Origin of the sequence: Sulfitobacter sp. 1A12779, from assembly GCF_043557315.1 — a bacterium.
Taxonomy (GTDB): domain Bacteria; phylum Pseudomonadota; class Alphaproteobacteria; order Rhodobacterales; family Rhodobacteraceae; genus Sulfitobacter; species Sulfitobacter faviae.
Map to the genome: position 1 here is coordinate 14,189 of NZ_JBIFFU010000028.1, position 16,267 is coordinate 30,455.

A 16,267-nucleotide genomic window follows, 5' to 3' on the forward strand; every position below is an offset into this window, starting at 1 on the left:
ATGGTGTCTTGTGGCCACGGCCTTGAGCCGACCATTGTCACGGGTGAAGAAAGCCAGGGTCGTCGCGCTCTGGTCGAGGGGCTCGCTCAATCGTCGCAGGGTCGATCTCACGCATCGTCAACTGGGCGTTCACCCTGCGGGCCGCGGGGCCCGCACGAAACCACTTCGCGGCGGAAGCCAGGTTAAAGCGCGGACGACGCTGCCCCTTTGCCGGGTTTGCGGCCTCCATCAGAACCTCGATCATTTCATCGATGCGGTAGAGGCCACCCGCAACGGGGAGGGGCATCTTGCGCTGCTGGAGCGCCTGTCGCTTTATCTCGAGCTTCTCGGCGACATCCGCGAGAGACACCAGGTCGGGACGGACCTCGCGCAGGACTGTGCCTTGCGGCAGCGCCTTGATCAGAGCCCGCGCCGCTTCAAGGATCGCGCTCTCGGCCTCATCCCCTTCAAGTTCCAGTTCTACACCCAGAAGACCGGCGTGACCGGTGCCCACGAGCGCATCTTCAAAACCCGCCTCGAAGATCGCGTCAGAGAGCGAAAACGCATCGTGCTCTCCGTCGGGGAGTGCAAAGACCAGTTCGAATTCGAATTCTTCAGCCATTGGCATTACCTTCGTCGTTCTTCTGAAGCTTCACGCAGGCCAGGGCCTTCTGTCGGATCTTTTTCGCGAACTGCTGTGGATTCTTCGGGGTCGACCAGACAGACATCTGACAAAACTCGCCACAGCGGCAATCCTTATCGTTGGCCGGGCATCGGAGGATCCCCCACGCGTGCCCCTTGCCCTCAATAAGGTCCCATCCCAGCTCTTCGAGCTCCTGGATGACGGCCTCGATTTCCTTTGACGTGTGCTTCTTCCTTGGCACCCTAGATACCCCACTTTCTTAAATTGTCAAGTGACAAGTTAATAGCTCAGCAAAACGTCGCTGCAATTTACTGTCCGCTACCGGCAATTTCCCATAGGAAGCTTGCCGTCAAATGCTTTGATGTGAGAACGGGATACAGGACGGACGTCCCAGACAGAAACACCGGCGCGGATGCCGTTGCGTCTGATCCTGTAGCAGTGTGCCGTCCCCAGACGCGGCACGATGCCACCAACGCAAAACCATTCATGCTGTCTGTCATGATCCCAGCAGGCAGCAAAGGTTTGACCTGCGAACAGCCTGTTCCGGCTAGTCGTGCCACCTCCGGTCAACTCTACCGTCGGCCCAGCCTGTTCAGCCGTGCCAGTTGCGCAAGCATGCGGGCACCGGTGCTAGATGAGTCGCCTGAAGGTGCAGCCGGCGCACCACCCGCGGCATTAGGGCGGGTCGGGAGCGCCTGTACGCCGAGAAACTGCCTGGCCCGAAGCGCGGCATATTCGGCGCCTGTCGCGCCTCCGATGGCGTATCGGTTATAGACTTGCTGACTTCCTGCCAAGCCTCGGGCGAAGGCGTAGCTTCCGCCAAAGCCCGCCGAAAGCGCCGGCATCATGATGTTTCCGGAGACCGACCGGACGATGAAGGGCGTGGCGATGATGAACCCCTTGGCCATGAGGACCATCATGAAGAAGGGCAGGAGGGCGCCGATGTTCGAAGCCCCCTCCGGATCACCAAGTTCGGCGAGCAATGCGCGCGAGACCCCGGTGATGGTCGCGAAAACGCCGGCGATGACGATGGGGTAGATCGCGAAGGAAATCAGCGCCGAGAGCCATCGCGCGAAATAGTCCTTGGTCACCTCGAAGAGGGTCAGGAAGATCATCACCGGCGCGATCCCGATCAACAGCGTGATCATGAGCCTGGAGGCGACGACAATGAAGGCCGCCAGCCCTCCGAGGATCGAGAGCAGGAGAACGCCGAGCGTGTCGAGAAGCGCGCCGGCCATCCAGTTCAACTCGGAGCCTGCTGCGTTCAGGTAATCCCCAAGCGCCGCGATGAGCTGATCGAACTCCTCGGCGAAGGTTCCAGACGGACCTGGCATCCCGCCGCCGACCGACGCGACCAGCGATCCGGCGATGCTGTCTATCCCGTTCAGGATCGCGGATGCGAGTGCGTTGAACTGGACCCAGTTGGTCGCGAATATGCCAATCAGGCCGATCTTCACGGCGAGCCAGAAGGCGGTCCGGCCGTCCATGGAACGGTATTGGTAGATCATGTTGAGACAGACGAGGATGACCACGAGCGTCGTCCCGAGGACCAGCATCGTTCCGACCGTGGCGGCCACGGCCCCGAACTGGGTTTCCGCCGCTGAGTCCAGATAGCCTTCGGCCGTTTCCACGAAATACGCGACGACGCTCATGACCCGCTACCAGTTGCCGGCCGCGTCGCAGATCGGCATGGCCTGCTTTCGGAGATCGTTCGCCCGTCGGCGATAGTCTGACGTCGCCTCGACCACGCTCCAATAGTCAGTTGAGGAATAGAGATCAAAATAGACCGCCTCAGTTGCCTCCCAAGGCGGATACCGGGTGGCGCAGGTGCAGCTCTGCGCGTCGACGATGCGTTCCATGCTCTGAAACCGGTAGATTTGCTGGACCAGGAGCCGCTTGTAGGCGTCGCGCGCCTCTGTGTTTCGCATCCACTCCGGCTCGGGCGGCTGATCGGGGCAGACATCGGGTTGATTGTCGAGCGTCGGGACTAGGTCGCGCTCGGCCGATGCGATACTGCCCGAAAAAAGAAGGAATGAGCAGACGAGAATGGTGACGCGTGTCATGTCGCAGTCTCCGTCAGCCGGTCCGCGACCTCACGCTTGAGGAACGCGGTATAGCCGTAATCGCCCGCCTCGGCCGAGATCACCTCCCAGCCTTCGGCGCCCCGTTCGTTCAGGGCGCGCCGCATCTCTTCATAGTCCTTCTGCTTCTTCACCTTGCAGAACAGGATGTCGTACTCAAACTGCTTCATGCATTGTGCCTTTCCTGCAATTCGGTTCCAGGGAGATAGAATTCGGTGATGCCGCGTTCGCCGTCCTCGCGGCCGGCCTGGATAATCACGTCGATCGAGCTCTCGATGTATTGGATCATGTCCTGGTAGGTCATTGGGATCTCGGTCTTGAGCGCTGCGATGGCCAGCCGCTGGACGGCGAGTTGTGGGGTCTCGGCGTGGAGTGTTGTCATCGAGCCGCCATGGCCGGTGTTGATCGCCTCGAGGAAGGTCATGGCCTCTTTGCCGCGCACCTCGCCGAGGATGATGCGGTCGGGCCGCATGCGCAGCGTCGCGGTCAGGAGCACGTCGGCGGACTGGAACTCCGCGTCGCGGTTGGCGATGAGCGTTACGGCATTGGGCTGGGCGGGCAGCAGTTCCGCCGCCTCTTCGATGGTGACGATACGTTCCTCGTCGGGAACGTAGGAGAGGATCTTGCGCGCCGCGACGGTCTTGCCGGTCGAGGTGCCGCCGGAGACGATCATGTTGAGCTTGTTTTCGACGCAGAAGCGGATGGCCGCGTAGATGTCACCGGAGGCGACGACCTCGCGCAGCGCGCGGTTCTTCTCCTGGCGCAGTTCCTCGAGCTTGCGTTCTTCGCCGTAGAGGAAGCTGAGTTCGATCCGGTCGAGCGGCAGGTTGGAGAAGAATCGCAGCGAGATCGACATGCCCGCGAGGACGGCGGGCGGGGTCACGACCTGGGCACGGATCGGTCGGCCCCGATAGGTGATAGAGACCGAGACGATGGGCTTGTCCTTGCTCATCGTCGTATTGGCCGACGACGCGATCTGGTTGCCGAGATCGCGCAGCTCGGTGACGCTCAGGCGCTGGTCCAGCGCGCGCATGAAGTGATCCCCTTGGAACTCACCCCAGCAAGAGCCGTCGGGGTTGATGCATATCTCGATGACGTCGTCGCGACCGGCGTCCGCGAGCTTGTCGAGTGAGGTCTGCAGATAGGAGAGCGTCATCTCAGAAAATCTCCAGATCCCGGTCGACCATGACGGTGACGCGTGCGCCTTGGTCGACGTAGATGACGGGCCCGATGGCGAGATATTCGCCGATCACGGAATCGGTGGCGTCCGCCAGGTCATCGCCCACATCTTCAAGTACGTCTGCGGTGGTCTCATCCTCGACCTGGGCGGCGGCCACACTCGGGGCGGCCGAAATGATGGAAATCAGCGCGGCGGAGCCGAACCGCTCGTCAAAGCGGGTATCAACAAAACCGGTGACACCCGAACGGCCCAACGCGTCTCCCCCGAAGGAGCTGATCTGGACGGTCTGGTTGTTTGGTAGAATGATCCGGTCCCAGGCGATGGTGACGCGCTTCTGGGCTATCTCGATGCCGGAGCGGTAGCGTCCAATAAGGCGCGAGCCGCGCGGGATCAGGAGCCGTGAGCCGTCATAGCTGAAGACGTCTTCGGAGATGATGGCACGGGTCTGTCCGGGGAGCGAGCTGTCGAGTGCGGTCTCCATCACGGCCTGGATCATCGTGCCCTGAATGACCGTGTTCGAGGGATTTGCGATGACTTCGGCTTGTGTGATGGCGCTCGGCAACGCGCCGTTCAGCACGAAGTCTGTCACCTCGCCGAAGGTGCGTTCGGTGAGTTCTGTCTCGCCCGCATTGGCGCCGCCCGTTCCGCCGAAGGCGATAACGGGGGAGGAAATCCGCCGTTCCTGGAAGGCACGCTCCTCCTCGGCCCGGCGTTGCAGCTCGGCCAGCCGCCGCGCCTCTTCCTCACGTCGCATCCGCTCATCTTCGCGGGCGCGCAACTCTTCGTCGGTGGGTCCGAGCGGGGCGGGTGCCGGCTTGTTGGCCTCCAGCCGCGCGAGGTCCAGGTCCATACGCAGCTGTTGCAGCTCCCGATCTCGTGCGGCGAGTTCGGTCTGGAATTGTTCCTGAGCATTCTCGGAGGCGTCCTGTAGGGCTGCGATCCGTGCGGTCAGGGCATCGATCGCCTCCGCTGCCGCGCTGTCCGCCCCGGCGTCGGTGTCCGGCGCGTCGCGCAGTTCCTCGATCTGGGCCTGGAGTGCGGCGATCTGCGCCAGAAGTTCGGCGTTGGGTTCTGGTTCGACGAGAACGATCTCGGGTTCCGGGGCGGGCGGCGGCACGAAGGGTTCGATCTCTCCGAACCCGTCACCCTCGGTTTGGAACTCGTCCGGGGTGGCCGTCGGCAGGGCGACCTCTTCCCCCGGGCCCGAAAACAGCAAGAGGACCAAGCCGCCCGCCAGGATGAGCCCTGCGAGGAGGAGGGCGAGGAGCGGTAAGCGGTGTTTCGGGGCGGGTCCGTGGCGCGGGTTGCCCCGTTCGAGCGCAGCAAGACGCTGTTCGAGATCCGGGTTGTTGTCACTCATGAGGCGGCCTCCGCGGGCGGCGTCGCCTCGATACACACCACGTCCTCGCCCAGACGCAGCACCCATTGGCGCCCCACGCCCGAGACACGGATCACACCGTCTTCGACCGCGCCTGTGTTCACCGTGCGCTCGCGCCCGTTCGTGTAACGGAAGATCGCCGGGACGGGTGCGTTCCGTGGGAAGGCGAAATAGGTGAAGGTGCCGTCGTCCCAGACCCGGGTCGGCGTGAACTCCGTCCGTGCGCTGGCCCCGTAATTGGTGTTTGGCGCGGCGCGTGCGATGGCGTCGGCCGAGCGGCGATTGTCTTGCGGGTAGCGGAATTGCACGACATAGAAGGTTGGGCTCGAGACCTCGTTCACGTTGAAATAGTAACTCCGTCTGTTGGTGTAGACGGTCACGTTGGTATGGACGCCGCGGGCGACAGGTTTGATCGCAAAGGCGCGACCACCTGGGACGCCGTCGATCTCAAATCCTTCCGTGTCGCCGGCGATGATTGAGCGGATGCTCTCGCCTGTCCCGAACTCGATGGTCGTGACATGGGTCAGGGAAACGTTCAGCCTGTAGACCTGGCCTTCCTGGTAGGACGCGACCCGCACGCGGTGGTCGTTGGGTCCCCCGCGCGGGATCGCCTCGGCTGACGCGTGGGGCGTAAACAGCGAGACCATCAAAAAGGCCGCGACGAACGCCCGGGCGTGTGCGGTGTGTTTCGCATTGTTATTGCCCTGCCGCTTCTGACGTATGTGGGACGCTGGCAAGGCGTTCTCTGAATTCTTTTTGGTGAAACGCACTTACTGGTTCTCCAATCTGTCCGAACGGATCGCGTATTCGACGACCGTGAAGCCAAACGGGTTAGTCCAGACCTGGTCGATGGAGCGGCTCTCTTCCGGGCGGAACTCGAAGAGGAGCGTCGCGGTGAAGAGGCCCGCCTGAACCCCCTGAATCGACGTCAGGCGCTTGCGAAGCCGCACCGTGGCCCGGTTGTTGCCGATCAGGTTGATGCTGAGAATCTCCACGTCGAGGCGGGCGTTGGGTCCATAGACGGTCGGGGGATAGTCGGCATTGGCCGAATTCCAGATCTGGCGCAGTGAGGCCCCTGCGGCACGGTCCGAACGGCGCAACACGCTGCGGATACGCACGTCATTGTCGAGCTGGTTGTAAACCTCGCGGTCGGTCACGTAGCGGAAGACCTCCGCCTCGATAATGGCGCGGTTCTCGGTGACGGTGGTGGCCCCGACGGTGGCTTCGGGGAGGGCGAAGCCGGTGGCGGGATCGTAAGGTACCACTACAGGGGGCGGATCGACATCGAGGATGGACACGGCGGCCGCGCTGAGGCAGCCCAGGATGCCAAAGCCGAGGCCGAAAAGTCCCAGGCGCTGCCAGAGCCGTTCCCGTCTCAGCGCGCCGTAGACCAGTTCCTCCTCGATGATGGCGGTTTCTTCGTCCAACAATCAGTCCTCAATCCGCATTCAGTTCCGGGAGTGTGAACTCCATGAAGCGTTGTTCTTCGGCGATGGTGGCGGCATCGATCACGCCGCCGGTGCCATCTCCTACGGTCTGGATCGCTTCGAGCTGCCACATGGCGACGAGCGCGATGGCGAGCTCTGCCGTCACCCGCGTGTTGAGATCGACGCTCTCCTTGAGCTCATCCATGTCATCGATAAGCCCGACGAGCCGGTCGACACGTTCGAGCGATTGCCCGGCATCCTCGTAGCTGTTCTGGGCGGCGGCCGAGACCAGCGCGCCGGTCGTGGCCTGTGTCGCCACGCGCTCGGCCCCGGGATTGCCGCTGCGCGCCATTTCCGAGAGCGTGTCCTCGTCGAAGCCGAGATCGGCCAGCACCCGGTCCATCTGGGTTTCGATCTCGCTGGCACCGGATCCGGTGAGCCCGGAGAAATCCCCCGTCTTGATCGCCTCAATGGTGGCGATGATATCGCCGAACTCCTGGTCCAGGAGACCGTTCAATTCGTCCTCCATCTGTGTCCGGATGATCTCGGGCAGCTCTGCCAGACGGGTCAGCGCCTCATACGTTCGTTGTAGCTCGGCGAGCTGCTCCGTAAGCGTGGCAAGCTGTTCGCGGAGCTGCACGAGTTGCTCGTTTTGCAGGATCTCGTCCTCGATCATCTGCCGGAGCTGCTGGATGTTTTGGGCGATGTTCTGGGTGTCCACGACCGGCACGCCCTGGGCCAGGACGGGGGGATTGGTCACGAAAGGCGAGCAAAGCGCCAAGACGCTGGCCAGGGTCAACGTGCGAAGTGGTGCTGAAATGAACATTCTGCGGGGCATCAATCCAGATCCTCCAATGTGAACTCCATGAATTCGTTCTCGACCATGCGGGCCGCGGCCTGGGCCAGTTGCGCGGCACTGAGCGGCCGGGTCCGTGCGGCTTTCAGGCGAATGCGTGCGGCCATCAGCCGGACTAGTTCGGCGCGGGCATAGGTATTGAGCGCCATGCTCTCCTGGAGGTCCTCGGTGCCGCCGATCCGGGTGACGATGTCCTGGACGCGCAAGGCGGCTTGCCGGATGGCGGTGGGGGAATTGCTGCCGTAAAAGGCGGCCCCGAATCCGCTGAGCGAGAGATGGGCATTGGCGAGAAGCGCAGGGTCGATCGTGCCGAGCGCCTCGATGCCACCGATCCGCGCGAGGTAGAGATTGTAGCGTTCGGGGATGACCCTGACGTAGTGCCGGGTCTCCTTGAAGGGCGGTACGCCGCCATATTCGAACACCCGGCCCGGACCGGCGTTATAGGCCGCGAGCGCGTTGACGATGTTGCCGTCAAAGGTGGCGAGCTGCGCCGCGAGGTAGCGCGCGCCGCCTGTCACCTGCAGGTAGGGGCTTTCATAGTATTCCGGGTTGATACCGAGATCGCTCGCGGTGCCCGGCATGATCTGGGTGAGGCCGAAGGCGCCCACAGGCGAGCGTGCGCCGATGGAGAACCGGCTTTCCTGCCAGATGAGCGCCTGCAGGAGGGCGCGCCATTGCACGACGGAAAGACCGGCCCGCCCGACCCCGGGTTGCCCGTGGGTCTCCTGGGCGACCCGGATGATCAGCTGCTCGATGTTTTCGGCCGCATCCCCGAACATACCCGCGCCGCCCGGATTGGGATCGACATCGCCGGAGCCATAGACCGCCTCCGCGGACCGGTCCGGATCGCTGCCGCCACCCTCGAGGTCTGCGACCATGCCCGGCAGCCCCTGGCCACCGAAGCTCGTCTGCGCGTCGAGGATGGCGCGCAGCGTGGCGAGCTGTTCCCGTTCGATCTCGGTCAGCAACTCTTCGACGATGAGTTTCTCACGCTGGACGGCGAGGTCGGCGTCCCGGTCGCCCGTCTCGACGATATCGCGGGCCGTCAGCCCGGAATCGTTGGTGGGAACGCCCTGGGCGAGCGCGGCTGCCGACAGGAGAGCCGCCAGGAGAATATGTGCGACCCTAGACCTCAACGCCGTCTTCCGCGTTTCCGATGGGTGTGAAGATGCAATCCGGCTCGGCGCGGTAGAGCGAGGCGCGGAAGGCGAAACAGTTGGCCTTGGGTTCGCGATATTCGGCGCAGGAAGAGAGAACGCCGAGCGCGGCGAGGAGGATAAGGGGTCGGATCATGAGAGCCTCCAGAAATCAGGACGGTCGCGGTAGTCGGGGCCGACGAGGGCCTCGCCCTTTTCCATGCCGCCGAGGATGGTGAGGAGGGGGCCGAGGGCGGAGAGGTCGGCATCGACCACCACCGAGCCACCGTCGTCACGGATGAGCGCGAGGCGGCTGTCGCTGCCGGTGTTCAGGAGCACGTCGAGTTCCTTCTCGAAGAGGTTCAGCATCGCGTAATCCGAGGCGTGCGCCCGGATGTTGGGGAGCAGGATCTGGGTTGGCACCGCCTCGACGATGGTCTTGCCGGTCCGCGTGCGTTCGAGCTGGCTCGCATATTGCGTCATCATCACCGCGACCGTGTTCTGTTTCCGGGCGGTCACCAGCCAGTTCGAGAGCCGTTCGGCAAAGTATGGGTTGTCGAGCGCCTTCCATGCCTCGTCGATCACGATGATGGTGGGACGCCGGTCCTCGATCTCTCGCTCAATCCGGCGGAAAAGATAGGAGAGCACCGCCATGCGCTCCTTCTCGCTTTCGCTGTCGAGAATGCCGGTCAGGTCGAACCCCACGACGTCGCCATCAAGCGAGAAAGTGTCCTCCAGGCTTTGGCCGAAAATCCAGCCGTATCGCCCATCCTCGGTCCATTCGAGAAGCCGCTGGTGAAGATCGCCATTGTCGTCGGTCGAGACAAAGAGCGAGGCGAAGTCCTTCCAGTTCCGCAAGGCCGGGTTGGTGGCTGTGGCGTTCTGGCGGACCACCTCCTGGATGCGGTTCGTTTGCGCCGGGGTCAGGGGCTTGTCGGAGCGGTAGAGCAAGGAGGCGAGCCAATCCGAAAGCCAGGCCGTGCCGCGCTCATCGATCTCGGTCCAGAGCGGGTTGAGGCCGGTCGCCTGTCCCGCCTTGATCGAGGCGTAGCGCCCGCCATTGGCGCGGACGGCCATTTCCATCCCGAGCCGGTAGTCGAAAACGAAGATGCGCGCGCCGACCCGCCGGGCTTGCGTCATGAGGAAGGCCGAGAGGACGGACTTGCCGGAACCGGGGCGGCCTAGAATGAGGGTGTGGCCGCTGGTGGGCTCCGTCTCGGGGCTGCCCTGCTCGTGGTAGGAGAACCGGTAGGCGCTCTGCTCCGGGGTCGGGAAGAGTGTAATCTCCTGGCCCCAGGGAAGCTGGTGTTTTTCCTTGCCGAGTTGCGTCCGGTGAAGTGCTGCGAAGTCCGCAAAGTTGCGGTTGGTGACGGCACTGGCGCGGACCCGTTTTGGCTGGTTGCCCGGATGCTGGCTGAAGTAGTGAGATTTCGCGGCCATCCGCTCGCCGATCATCTTCACGCCTTCGGCGGCCGCGGCGTTGACGATCTCGGCCCCGAGGGTTTGCAACTCGTCGAGACTGTCACAAAAGACGGTCACGACCATGTGGTGTTCGCCGAAGCTCTGGCGTTTGGCTTCGAGATCATCGTGCGCGATGTCGAGCGCTTCGAGGAGCGAGAGCGCGGCATCCTGCGAGGCTTGCATCTGGCGTTTCTGCCGCTTGATCCGGCCCGCCATCAGGTTCGAATTGATCGGTGTGAAGGAATGGGTGACGATCATGTCGACCGGCAGGTTCAACATGTCGAACATGGTGCAAGTGGTGCCTTCGGCATATTCGCCGATGGTGAAGCTCTTGCCGTAGCGATGACCGACGACGCCATCGGATAGCTCGAAGTGATCCTCCAGAAACGTGACCCGGGTATTGGCAACATTGTAGGCGAGAAACCCGTAGCGGTTTGCCGGATAGAGCGGCAGTTCGCGGCCGGTGTTGAGCGCGCCGAGGAACCCGACCAACTCGCCAGAGTCTGCTGAAAGGATGCGGGGCTTGAGTTCCGCCAGGCCGGAGGTGAAAACCCCGACTGCCTCTTTGAGCCGCCGGACCCGTTTCGCGGTCTCCTCCTTGAACCGCTCCGGTGCGGAACGGTTCACGAAGCCAAGAAAACTCCTGGGCGGCGGGCGGTGGATGATGGTGAGTGTGAGGGTCTTGTCCCGGAGACCTGCCGAGGCCAGCTTTGCGCGCCAGGCATCATCCACGGCGTGAGCGAAGCCGTCCCCCTTGACCGGGAGCAGGTCCGGCGTGATCGACTTCGAGACCTTGTGCACGTAGTAGCTGAACTCGGGGCCCAGCTGCGCGATGATCCGGGCAAAGAGCGCCGTCACCTTGTCGAGATAGGCGTCGTCCGTGGTGTAGCTGTTCACCCCGCTCAGGCGGATGCATTGGAAGAGTTCGTTGACCCGGGTGCGGACTGTCTGATCATCGACGAGGCTGACATAGGGCAGCATGTGCGCGAGGCGTTTCTCGCGGGCATACCAGTCCGGCATGAGGGTGCGCTCGTCCACGGTCTCGTGCAGGGCTTCACTATGGCGCATAGCTGTCGCCCCCGTGGATGGAGCGGTTCCGTGTCGGCGGGGTTTCCTGAAGCGCGGTCATCATCACGTCGATGAAGCGTGGATCCCAATCCGCCGCCTTCCAGAGGACCGGATAGAGCACTGCCGCCACCGCCAGCACCACCATGTGCTGAACCCAGACGAAGAGTAGCACCGAGCCGAAGAGCCAGACCATGGCATACATGATCGGCAGGCCAAGGAGTTTTGGCGGGCGGACAAGGCCCAGGAAGAGGGGGGATCGCTCTGCCACGTTGTCGACCCCTTACGGCGTACCACCACCAAAGACGGCGGCAACGATCGTCGGCGCTGCTGCAACGCCGGCGATGCCGACCATCACCCAGAGGGCCTGGCGCAGGTCGATGATGTTGAAAAACCAGCTGAGGAACACGCCGAGGACCGCGAGGGTGGCGATGACGACGCCAAGCGGCCCGGTCAGCGCGTCCACGATGCCCTGAAGCAAGCTCTGAATCGGGGAGAGGTCGATGCTCTGGGCCAGGGCCGGTTCTGCCGAAACGATGAGGAGAGCGGCGAGGGTGATCAGGGATTTCGTCATTGGCTTCATGGGGACGCTCCTTCCAGCCGGTTGAAGACGGCCAGCACCCGCTGGACGTGGTTTTGGGTTTCTCGAAACGGTGGAATGCCGGAATGCTCGCGCACAGCGTCGGGCCCGGCATTGTAGGCGGCGAGCGCGAGGCGCGCATCGCCAAACTCGGCCAGCATTAAGGCGAGGTAACGCGCGGAGCCGTCGAGGTTCTGCCGCCAGTCATGAGCGTCGACGCCAAGTGCCCGGGCCGTATTGGGCATCAACTGCCCGAGCCCGACCGCCCCGACATGGGAGACGGCGTGTGGATTGTACGCGCTCTCGATCTCGATATTGGCGCGATAGAGGTGGAGCCAGTCCGTGACGGTGATATCGGCTGCACGGAGCCCAGGGTGGCTCGCATAGCGCAGTCCGGTCTCCTCGATCGCGGCGAGAATATCCGGGCGTGGCGTGAGCGCGCGAGGGGTCACCGCCGCGACGCGCACCCCTTCACGTCCCTCGGTGCGGCTCTCCTCGCCCAGGATGCGCAACCCGTCTGAGGTCGAGCCAACGCCGACCCCGTCATTGTAGTTGCGCGCGAACCGTTCCTGAGCGCGCGACGGCGAAAGAGAGCCATCCCCCGCCATCACCAGGACCATGTCTGCCGATGCCGGGAGGCCCAGGGAGGAAAAGAAAAGGGCGCTAAGCCCGGCTGGCAGCCATCTCTTCGCTGGAAAGCTTCTGAACCGTCCGCTTGCCCTCTTCCAGGGGCACGTCGGCGTGCGAGAAACCGATCCCTTGCAGGAAGGAGATGACCCCGGTGACGGTCTTGATCTCGCGGATCTTGATGTCGTTGCGCGAGGTTCGGGTCCGGGCCGTGACCAGAAGTTTCTCGATCCCGTCGTCGCTGACAGCGCGCATGATCCAGACCCCATGCCAGTTGGGGCCTTTCTTGAAGGCGTCTTCCTTGCAGACAACTTCGACGCGATAGCCGCTGGCGACCAGATCGCGGAATCTGGGTTCGGTGACCACATTCGGGGCTTCTTTTTCTAGGTCCATCACCCGGATCACGTTCTCCAACAGGGCGAATGACCGGGCTTCAGGTGTTGAAACCAAGTCATACGATGATATATTATTGACGCACAAGATAAACTTTTGATGCGACAAGCGGATTCTTGCTCAATTAACGAATAGACGGTTCCCATGCATTTGATCAAGGAAATAGGGGGCTTGGACGCCCTCAGGTTGTGCACATCGACCGTGGCACAAGCTATACTTCTGGTCACGTGCCTGGTGGGTGAAGCCTCCGCCGCGTCCTGTTTGCCGCCGCCCAGGCCGTTCGTGCCAAGCGATTCCGAAGCCGCGCAAGCCTATGCCGATCTCATCCGCAGCGACTTTGAGCTCTACATCCGGGACATCCAAAGCTACTTTCGGTGCTTGGAGGAGGAGCGTGCCCGGGCGTTCGAAGAGGCGCGCGAGGTGAGCCAGGACTACGGACGCTTCCTGGAATTGATGGACGAGTGAATTGGCCGCGACCTTTTCGAAGGGCCGCCGTCTTGTGACATTCCGCCGTATCGGCGGCGTGCAATTCGGAGTCTCTATCATCATGTAAACGCTCATTATCCACTTTTTAGATAATCTATAAAGTAGATTAGCCCTGTCACAAGAGGTTTGTGACACGTGGCGAAAACGATCAGGAGTTCGGGACATGAAGCACTTCGCGACGCTTTGATTGCGGCGCGGAAGGTGGCTGGTTTAACGCAGGCGGAGCTCGCTTTGCGTCTGAGATGTCACCAGTCTTTTGTCGCCCGTCTGGAGAGCGGCGAGCGTAGGGTCGACGTGGTTGAGTTGATCGTACTCGCGCGTGCTCTGCAGATCGATCCGGTTACGCTATTGGCGGCAGCCGAGGCGGCGACGGATCTCAATCACCGGATTTAGGACGAGGCGATGGGATCGTCGCCTCTTATGGAGTGATGAGCTCAAGCCCCGGTGGGACCGAGGGGCAATGATAACAACGAATTGTTACGGGGCGCTGCGACGCACGGCCTCTGGTACAGGTTTGGTGCAGGGAAAACGTCTTAGTAGTTCACCTGCTCGAACCCGTAATTGCCCTCGTAGTCTCGCCAGTCGACGAAGACCGAGCGGTGATAGATTGAGGGACAATGATCGCCCCAACGTTCCAAGCCGACATGGGCCTCGGGCAACGCCGCGACGGAAGAACGAGACCACGAAAAATCGCCCTGGGTTCCATAGGTTCCGAGACGGATGTGTTCGTACCGGCTGCAATCACTGTCACGGGACTCGACTTGCTGCGCGTAGCGCACATCATAGACACGGATAGAGCGGACGAAATTGAATTCCGGCCCACTGATGTCGATATCGGCGCGGTTCTGGATCAAATGTAATGCGAACCCGTCAGGTTGGGGTAGGGGGTCGACACCTTTCGACCGCAGGACGGCTGGCAAGAGGGCGCCAGCGTTCTCGGGATCAGATTCTGCGAGGCTCTGGGGCAGGTGAGAAGCGTTGGAGAAGAGGATGTCAAAGACACGCGGAGTGCGACCGGGATCGTCTACAGGTTCGAAGGAGGCCCCCATGGGGCAACGCCAGATCTGCAGCGGGGGCTCGACAGGCCAGGGCGTGATCCGACGGATGAACTCTGCACGCGCCCGCGAGCAAGGTTCTGACGCCGGCCAGCCGCCGGAGAGGCAGAGCAGAATGGCGCAATCGATCGGGTAGGTCTGTGCCGAAGCCTTGGTCGAGGCGCCGAAGAGGGAAGCCGTGCTCACAATCGTTGCAAAAGTAAAATGTCGAAGGAAACTGCGCATGACGAGGTTCTCAGTCGGCTGATATGCGTATGTTATGAGCTTCAATAGTATATTATTGTAAGAATGTCAATCTAACGCAGTTTGTTTATCGCGGTTTCAGGTTTAGGGCGGGTCCGGTGAGATCGATCGCCCACGTGACAACTTTTCAAGGAGATCTGTGACTGCATCGTTGGCTACTGCCTTCGCAGCAGCGAGCATGTCCTTGCTCAGAAGTGGATCTATTTGGTCGGCAGCGCGCTCGGTGCCGAGCCAGAGTATGGACAGCTCGGATGTGTTCCATTGATAGACCCAGCCAACAGTTCGGCCCTCGGGACTACGGATGAGTCGAGCGACCGGAGCCGCTTCTTCCTTGTCAACACTCACTGGTTCTTGATCGCCTTTACTATGTACAATCTGTCTGTCAGGTGGGCCGCCGCGTTTGTTTGGTCGTTCAGGGCAAACTCAATCCCATTCCGGTGAAAAGAGGCGGCACCGGCGGAGCCGATGCCGCCAAGGTTTCGCCCACAGGGAGGTGGTAGAGGGCGAAATTCAATGATATCAATGCGCCGAAAGTGTAAACACCATTCAGAAATGTCACTGGGTTTGCAAAGCAGGAATGTCACTACTGGCGCGACGGTAGCAAGGCTTTGCAGCCCGGAGACCCCACATATCGAAGGGCTGAAAAGCCTTGCGGGGATTGGCTTAGAGACCCAGCTTCCGTTGTTCGGTCTGATTGTAGAATGCTCTGACGCCGTCTTCGCACACGATCTTTTCAAAGGCACGCCACGCAAGGACATCACCAAAGAAGGGCGGATTGTCTGAAATCGTCAACGTGCCGAATTGGTTCTCAACTGACAGGATCCAGCCGGGATCGATGCTGGTCTTATAAATCTCGACGTCAAAGTGATGCCCGTCGATGGTGACGGTCTGGGTGTATTCGGAAAAGATGATCTCTGGCTCGTCCTCAGTCATACCGTCGATTTTGGCCTATTCCGCCGCCTGCGCAATCTTCTTCTTGGCTTTCGATCCTGAGGGCCTACCAGGACGCCGCCCATTCGGTTTATAACCCATCTTCTCGGAATTTGTCCGCACCTTTGGCTTTGGCGGCGCGGCGTCCTGCATCTCCTTGATGTGTTCCAGAACTGCGCTCAGGTTTTTGTTGCTGGTGATTGCCGCATGGGTGACGCGCTGATCCATGTCGAAGACTGTGTAGGGCAGGGAGCGGCCTTTGGAGCGCACCTCGAACCGGCCATCAACAAAGGCGTAGGTGTCCACGTATTTGCCAACCAGCCCGCGCGTGATGTCACTCTCTTCGAGCATGATCCGCTTGCGGTCGTAGGAGAATGTTAACTGCCTGCCGACATAGCGGTTCTCGCGCCAGCACAGCACATCTGCCAGCCGATCCGGCTCGACATTGAGCGCGCGATGCAGGTTGTCCGACCTGGCCGGGGCCTTGGCGAACCTGGCGTTGTGGCGGTCTTTGAAGCCTTGCAAATAGGCGTTTCCAGCTTCCATGTCTGAAATGCCCGCGATGCGCAGTTCCTTGACCAGCCGATCCTGCAACGTGCGGTTGGCGCGTTCGACACGGCCTTTGGCCTGGCTCGAATTGGCGCAGAGAATCTCGATGTTCAGCTCACTCAGCGCCCGACCAAACTGGGTGATCCGCGCACCACCCTTGGCGTCCTCTTTGGAGACACGGAACACCGTGTGCTTGTC

At 61.8% G+C, this 16,267-nt stretch carries 21 protein-coding genes and 1 pseudogene; 2 read left to right on the forward strand and 20 right to left on the reverse strand.

Annotated features, from left to right (window positions below):
• Positions 1–37: 37 nt before the first annotated feature.
• From ACGYLQ_RS18510 to ACGYLQ_RS18590, 17 genes are all read right to left on the reverse strand, one after another.
• Positions 38–601 carry a hypothetical protein gene (locus ACGYLQ_RS18510; RefSeq protein ID WP_017467933.1) on the reverse strand — a complete coding sequence of 188 codons (564 nt, stop codon included), beginning with the start codon at positions 599–601 and terminating at the stop codon, positions 38–40.
• Positions 594–863 (reverse strand): hypothetical protein, encoded by a 270-nt coding sequence (locus ACGYLQ_RS18515; RefSeq protein ID WP_036051617.1) that lies wholly within the window; start codon positions 861–863, stop codon positions 594–596. The genes ACGYLQ_RS18510 and ACGYLQ_RS18515 overlap by 8 nt, the downstream gene beginning before the upstream one ends.
• A gap of 331 nt (positions 864–1,194) precedes the next feature.
• Complete coding sequence (locus tag ACGYLQ_RS18520) at positions 1,195–2,274, reverse strand: type IV secretion system protein (protein WP_027264452.1); 1,080 nt, start codon at positions 2,272–2,274, stop codon at positions 1,195–1,197.
• Between the two features lie 6 nt (positions 2,275–2,280).
• The gene (locus ACGYLQ_RS18525) at positions 2,281–2,685 is read right to left on the reverse strand and encodes a hypothetical protein (protein WP_027264451.1); all 405 of its coding nucleotides are present in this window, start codon (positions 2,683–2,685) and stop codon (positions 2,281–2,283) included.
• A complete protein-coding gene (locus ACGYLQ_RS18530) occupies positions 2,682–2,873 on the reverse strand; it encodes a hypothetical protein (protein WP_027264450.1) in 192 nt (63 codons plus the stop codon). Before ACGYLQ_RS18530 ends, ACGYLQ_RS18525 begins: the two co-directional genes overlap by 4 nt.
• Complete coding sequence (locus tag ACGYLQ_RS18535; RefSeq protein WP_027264449.1) at positions 2,870–3,859, reverse strand: ATPase, T2SS/T4P/T4SS family; 990 nt, start codon at positions 3,857–3,859, stop codon at positions 2,870–2,872. Before ACGYLQ_RS18535 ends, ACGYLQ_RS18530 begins: the two co-directional genes overlap by 4 nt.
• A 1-nt stretch (position 3,860) precedes the next feature.
• On the reverse strand, positions 3,861–5,243 hold the full coding sequence (locus ACGYLQ_RS18540) for a TrbI/VirB10 family protein (RefSeq protein WP_027264448.1): 1,383 nt from the start codon (positions 5,241–5,243) through the stop codon (positions 3,861–3,863).
• Complete coding sequence (locus ACGYLQ_RS18545) at positions 5,240–5,908, reverse strand: TrbG/VirB9 family P-type conjugative transfer protein (protein ID WP_036051669.1); 669 nt, start codon at positions 5,906–5,908, stop codon at positions 5,240–5,242. The genes ACGYLQ_RS18540 and ACGYLQ_RS18545 overlap by 4 nt, the downstream gene beginning before the upstream one ends.
• 123 nt (positions 5,909–6,031) lie before the next feature.
• Positions 6,032–6,688, reverse strand: a complete 657-nt coding sequence (locus ACGYLQ_RS18550) for a virB8 family protein (protein ID WP_088626511.1) — start codon at positions 6,686–6,688, stop codon at positions 6,032–6,034.
• A 10-nt stretch (positions 6,689–6,698) separates the two neighbouring features.
• Entirely contained in the window at positions 6,699–7,526 is an 828-nt protein-coding gene (locus tag ACGYLQ_RS18555) for a type IV secretion system protein (RefSeq protein ID WP_223228094.1), read from the reverse strand.
• Positions 7,526–8,659 carry a lytic transglycosylase domain-containing protein gene (locus tag ACGYLQ_RS18560; protein ID WP_394444260.1) on the reverse strand — a complete coding sequence of 378 codons (1,134 nt, stop codon included), beginning with the start codon at positions 8,657–8,659 and terminating at the stop codon, positions 7,526–7,528. The genes ACGYLQ_RS18555 and ACGYLQ_RS18560 overlap by 1 nt, the downstream gene beginning before the upstream one ends.
• Positions 8,660–8,669: 10 nt before the next feature.
• Entirely contained in the window at positions 8,670–8,837 is a 168-nt protein-coding gene (locus ACGYLQ_RS18565; RefSeq protein ID WP_169730257.1) for a hypothetical protein, read from the reverse strand.
• On the reverse strand, positions 8,834–11,209 hold the full coding sequence (locus tag ACGYLQ_RS18570; RefSeq protein ID WP_027264443.1) for a type IV secretion system protein B4: 2,376 nt from the start codon (positions 11,207–11,209) through the stop codon (positions 8,834–8,836). Before ACGYLQ_RS18570 ends, ACGYLQ_RS18565 begins: the two co-directional genes overlap by 4 nt.
• Positions 11,199–11,477: a type IV secretion system protein VirB3 gene (locus ACGYLQ_RS18575; protein ID WP_027264442.1), complete on the reverse strand. Its 279-nt coding sequence runs from the start codon at positions 11,475–11,477 to the stop codon at positions 11,199–11,201. Before ACGYLQ_RS18575 ends, ACGYLQ_RS18570 begins: the two co-directional genes overlap by 11 nt.
• Before the next feature lie 12 nt (positions 11,478–11,489).
• Complete coding sequence (locus ACGYLQ_RS18580; RefSeq protein ID WP_027264441.1) at positions 11,490–11,789, reverse strand: TrbC/VirB2 family protein; 300 nt, start codon at positions 11,787–11,789, stop codon at positions 11,490–11,492.
• A complete protein-coding gene (locus ACGYLQ_RS18585) occupies positions 11,786–12,406 on the reverse strand; it encodes a lytic transglycosylase domain-containing protein (RefSeq protein WP_027264440.1) in 621 nt (206 codons plus the stop codon). The genes ACGYLQ_RS18580 and ACGYLQ_RS18585 overlap by 4 nt, the downstream gene beginning before the upstream one ends.
• Before the next feature lie 43 nt (positions 12,407–12,449).
• Positions 12,450–12,806 (reverse strand): hypothetical protein, encoded by a 357-nt coding sequence (locus ACGYLQ_RS18590; protein WP_027264439.1) that lies wholly within the window; start codon positions 12,804–12,806, stop codon positions 12,450–12,452.
• Positions 12,807–12,950: 144 nt separating this feature from the next.
• On the opposite strand from ACGYLQ_RS18590, the gene ACGYLQ_RS18595 reads away from it, so the two are divergent.
• Positions 12,951–13,271 carry a hypothetical protein gene (locus ACGYLQ_RS18595; protein ID WP_223228095.1) on the forward strand — a complete coding sequence of 107 codons (321 nt, stop codon included), beginning with the start codon at positions 12,951–12,953 and terminating at the stop codon, positions 13,269–13,271.
• Positions 13,272–13,427: 156 nt separating this feature from the next.
• Positions 13,428–13,685, forward strand: coding sequence for a helix-turn-helix domain-containing protein (locus ACGYLQ_RS18600; protein ID WP_027264437.1), 258 nt, complete (start codon positions 13,428–13,430; stop codon positions 13,683–13,685).
• A 140-nt stretch (positions 13,686–13,825) separates the two neighbouring features.
• On the opposite strand, the gene ACGYLQ_RS18605 is transcribed toward ACGYLQ_RS18600, so the two are convergent.
• The 3 genes and pseudogenes from ACGYLQ_RS18605 to ACGYLQ_RS18615 all read right to left on the reverse strand — a co-directional run.
• On the reverse strand, positions 13,826–14,572 hold the full coding sequence (locus ACGYLQ_RS18605) for a hypothetical protein (RefSeq protein WP_027264436.1): 747 nt from the start codon (positions 14,570–14,572) through the stop codon (positions 13,826–13,828).
• A 681-nt stretch (positions 14,573–15,253) separates the two neighbouring features.
• Positions 15,254–15,523: a hypothetical protein gene (locus ACGYLQ_RS18610; protein WP_271691300.1), complete on the reverse strand. Its 270-nt coding sequence runs from the start codon at positions 15,521–15,523 to the stop codon at positions 15,254–15,256.
• Positions 15,524–15,538: 15 nt separating this feature from the next.
• Positions 15,539–16,267, reverse strand: a pseudogene (locus tag ACGYLQ_RS18615) (ISNCY family transposase); the annotation flags it as partial.

Excerpts from the sequence above, each read along its gene's own strand:
- ACGYLQ_RS18585 (WP_027264440.1), bottom strand. The coding sequence starts at position 12,406 with ATGGTCCTGGTGATGGCGGGGGATGGCTCTCTTTCGCCGTCGCGCGCT.
- ACGYLQ_RS18510 (WP_017467933.1), bottom strand. The coding sequence starts at position 601 with ATGGCTGAAGAATTCGAATTCGAACTGGTCTTTGCACTCCCCGACGGA.
- ACGYLQ_RS18610 (WP_271691300.1), bottom strand. The coding sequence starts at position 15,523 with ATGACTGAGGACGAGCCAGAGATCATCTTTTCCGAATACACCCAGACC.
- ACGYLQ_RS18565 (WP_169730257.1), bottom strand. The coding sequence starts at position 8,837 with ATGATCCGACCCCTTATCCTCCTCGCCGCGCTCGGCGTTCTCTCTTCC.
- ACGYLQ_RS18605 (WP_027264436.1), bottom strand. The coding sequence starts at position 14,572 with ATGCGCAGTTTCCTTCGACATTTTACTTTTGCAACGATTGTGAGCACG.
- ACGYLQ_RS18525 (WP_027264451.1), bottom strand. The coding sequence starts at position 2,685 with ATGACACGCGTCACCATTCTCGTCTGCTCATTCCTTCTTTTTTCGGGC.
- ACGYLQ_RS18590 (WP_027264439.1), bottom strand. The coding sequence starts at position 12,806 with ATGGACCTAGAAAAAGAAGCCCCGAATGTGGTCACCGAACCCAGATTC.
- ACGYLQ_RS18555 (WP_223228094.1), bottom strand. The coding sequence starts at position 7,526 with ATGCCCCGCAGAATGTTCATTTCAGCACCACTTCGCACGTTGACCCTG.
- ACGYLQ_RS18530 (WP_027264450.1), bottom strand. The coding sequence starts at position 2,873 with ATGAAGCAGTTTGAGTACGACATCCTGTTCTGCAAGGTGAAGAAGCAG.
- ACGYLQ_RS18520 (WP_027264452.1), bottom strand. The coding sequence starts at position 2,274 with ATGAGCGTCGTCGCGTATTTCGTGGAAACGGCCGAAGGCTATCTGGAC.
- ACGYLQ_RS18535 (WP_027264449.1), bottom strand. The coding sequence starts at position 3,859 with ATGACGCTCTCCTATCTGCAGACCTCACTCGACAAGCTCGCGGACGCC.
- ACGYLQ_RS18570 (WP_027264443.1), bottom strand. The coding sequence starts at position 11,209 with ATGCGCCATAGTGAAGCCCTGCACGAGACCGTGGACGAGCGCACCCTC.
- ACGYLQ_RS18540 (WP_027264448.1), bottom strand. The coding sequence starts at position 5,243 with ATGAGTGACAACAACCCGGATCTCGAACAGCGTCTTGCTGCGCTCGAA.
- ACGYLQ_RS18580 (WP_027264441.1), bottom strand. The coding sequence starts at position 11,789 with ATGAAGCCAATGACGAAATCCCTGATCACCCTCGCCGCTCTCCTCATC.
- ACGYLQ_RS18595 (WP_223228095.1), top strand. The coding sequence starts at position 12,951 with ATGCATTTGATCAAGGAAATAGGGGGCTTGGACGCCCTCAGGTTGTGC.
- ACGYLQ_RS18545 (WP_036051669.1), bottom strand. The coding sequence starts at position 5,908 with ATGGTCTCGCTGTTTACGCCCCACGCGTCAGCCGAGGCGATCCCGCGC.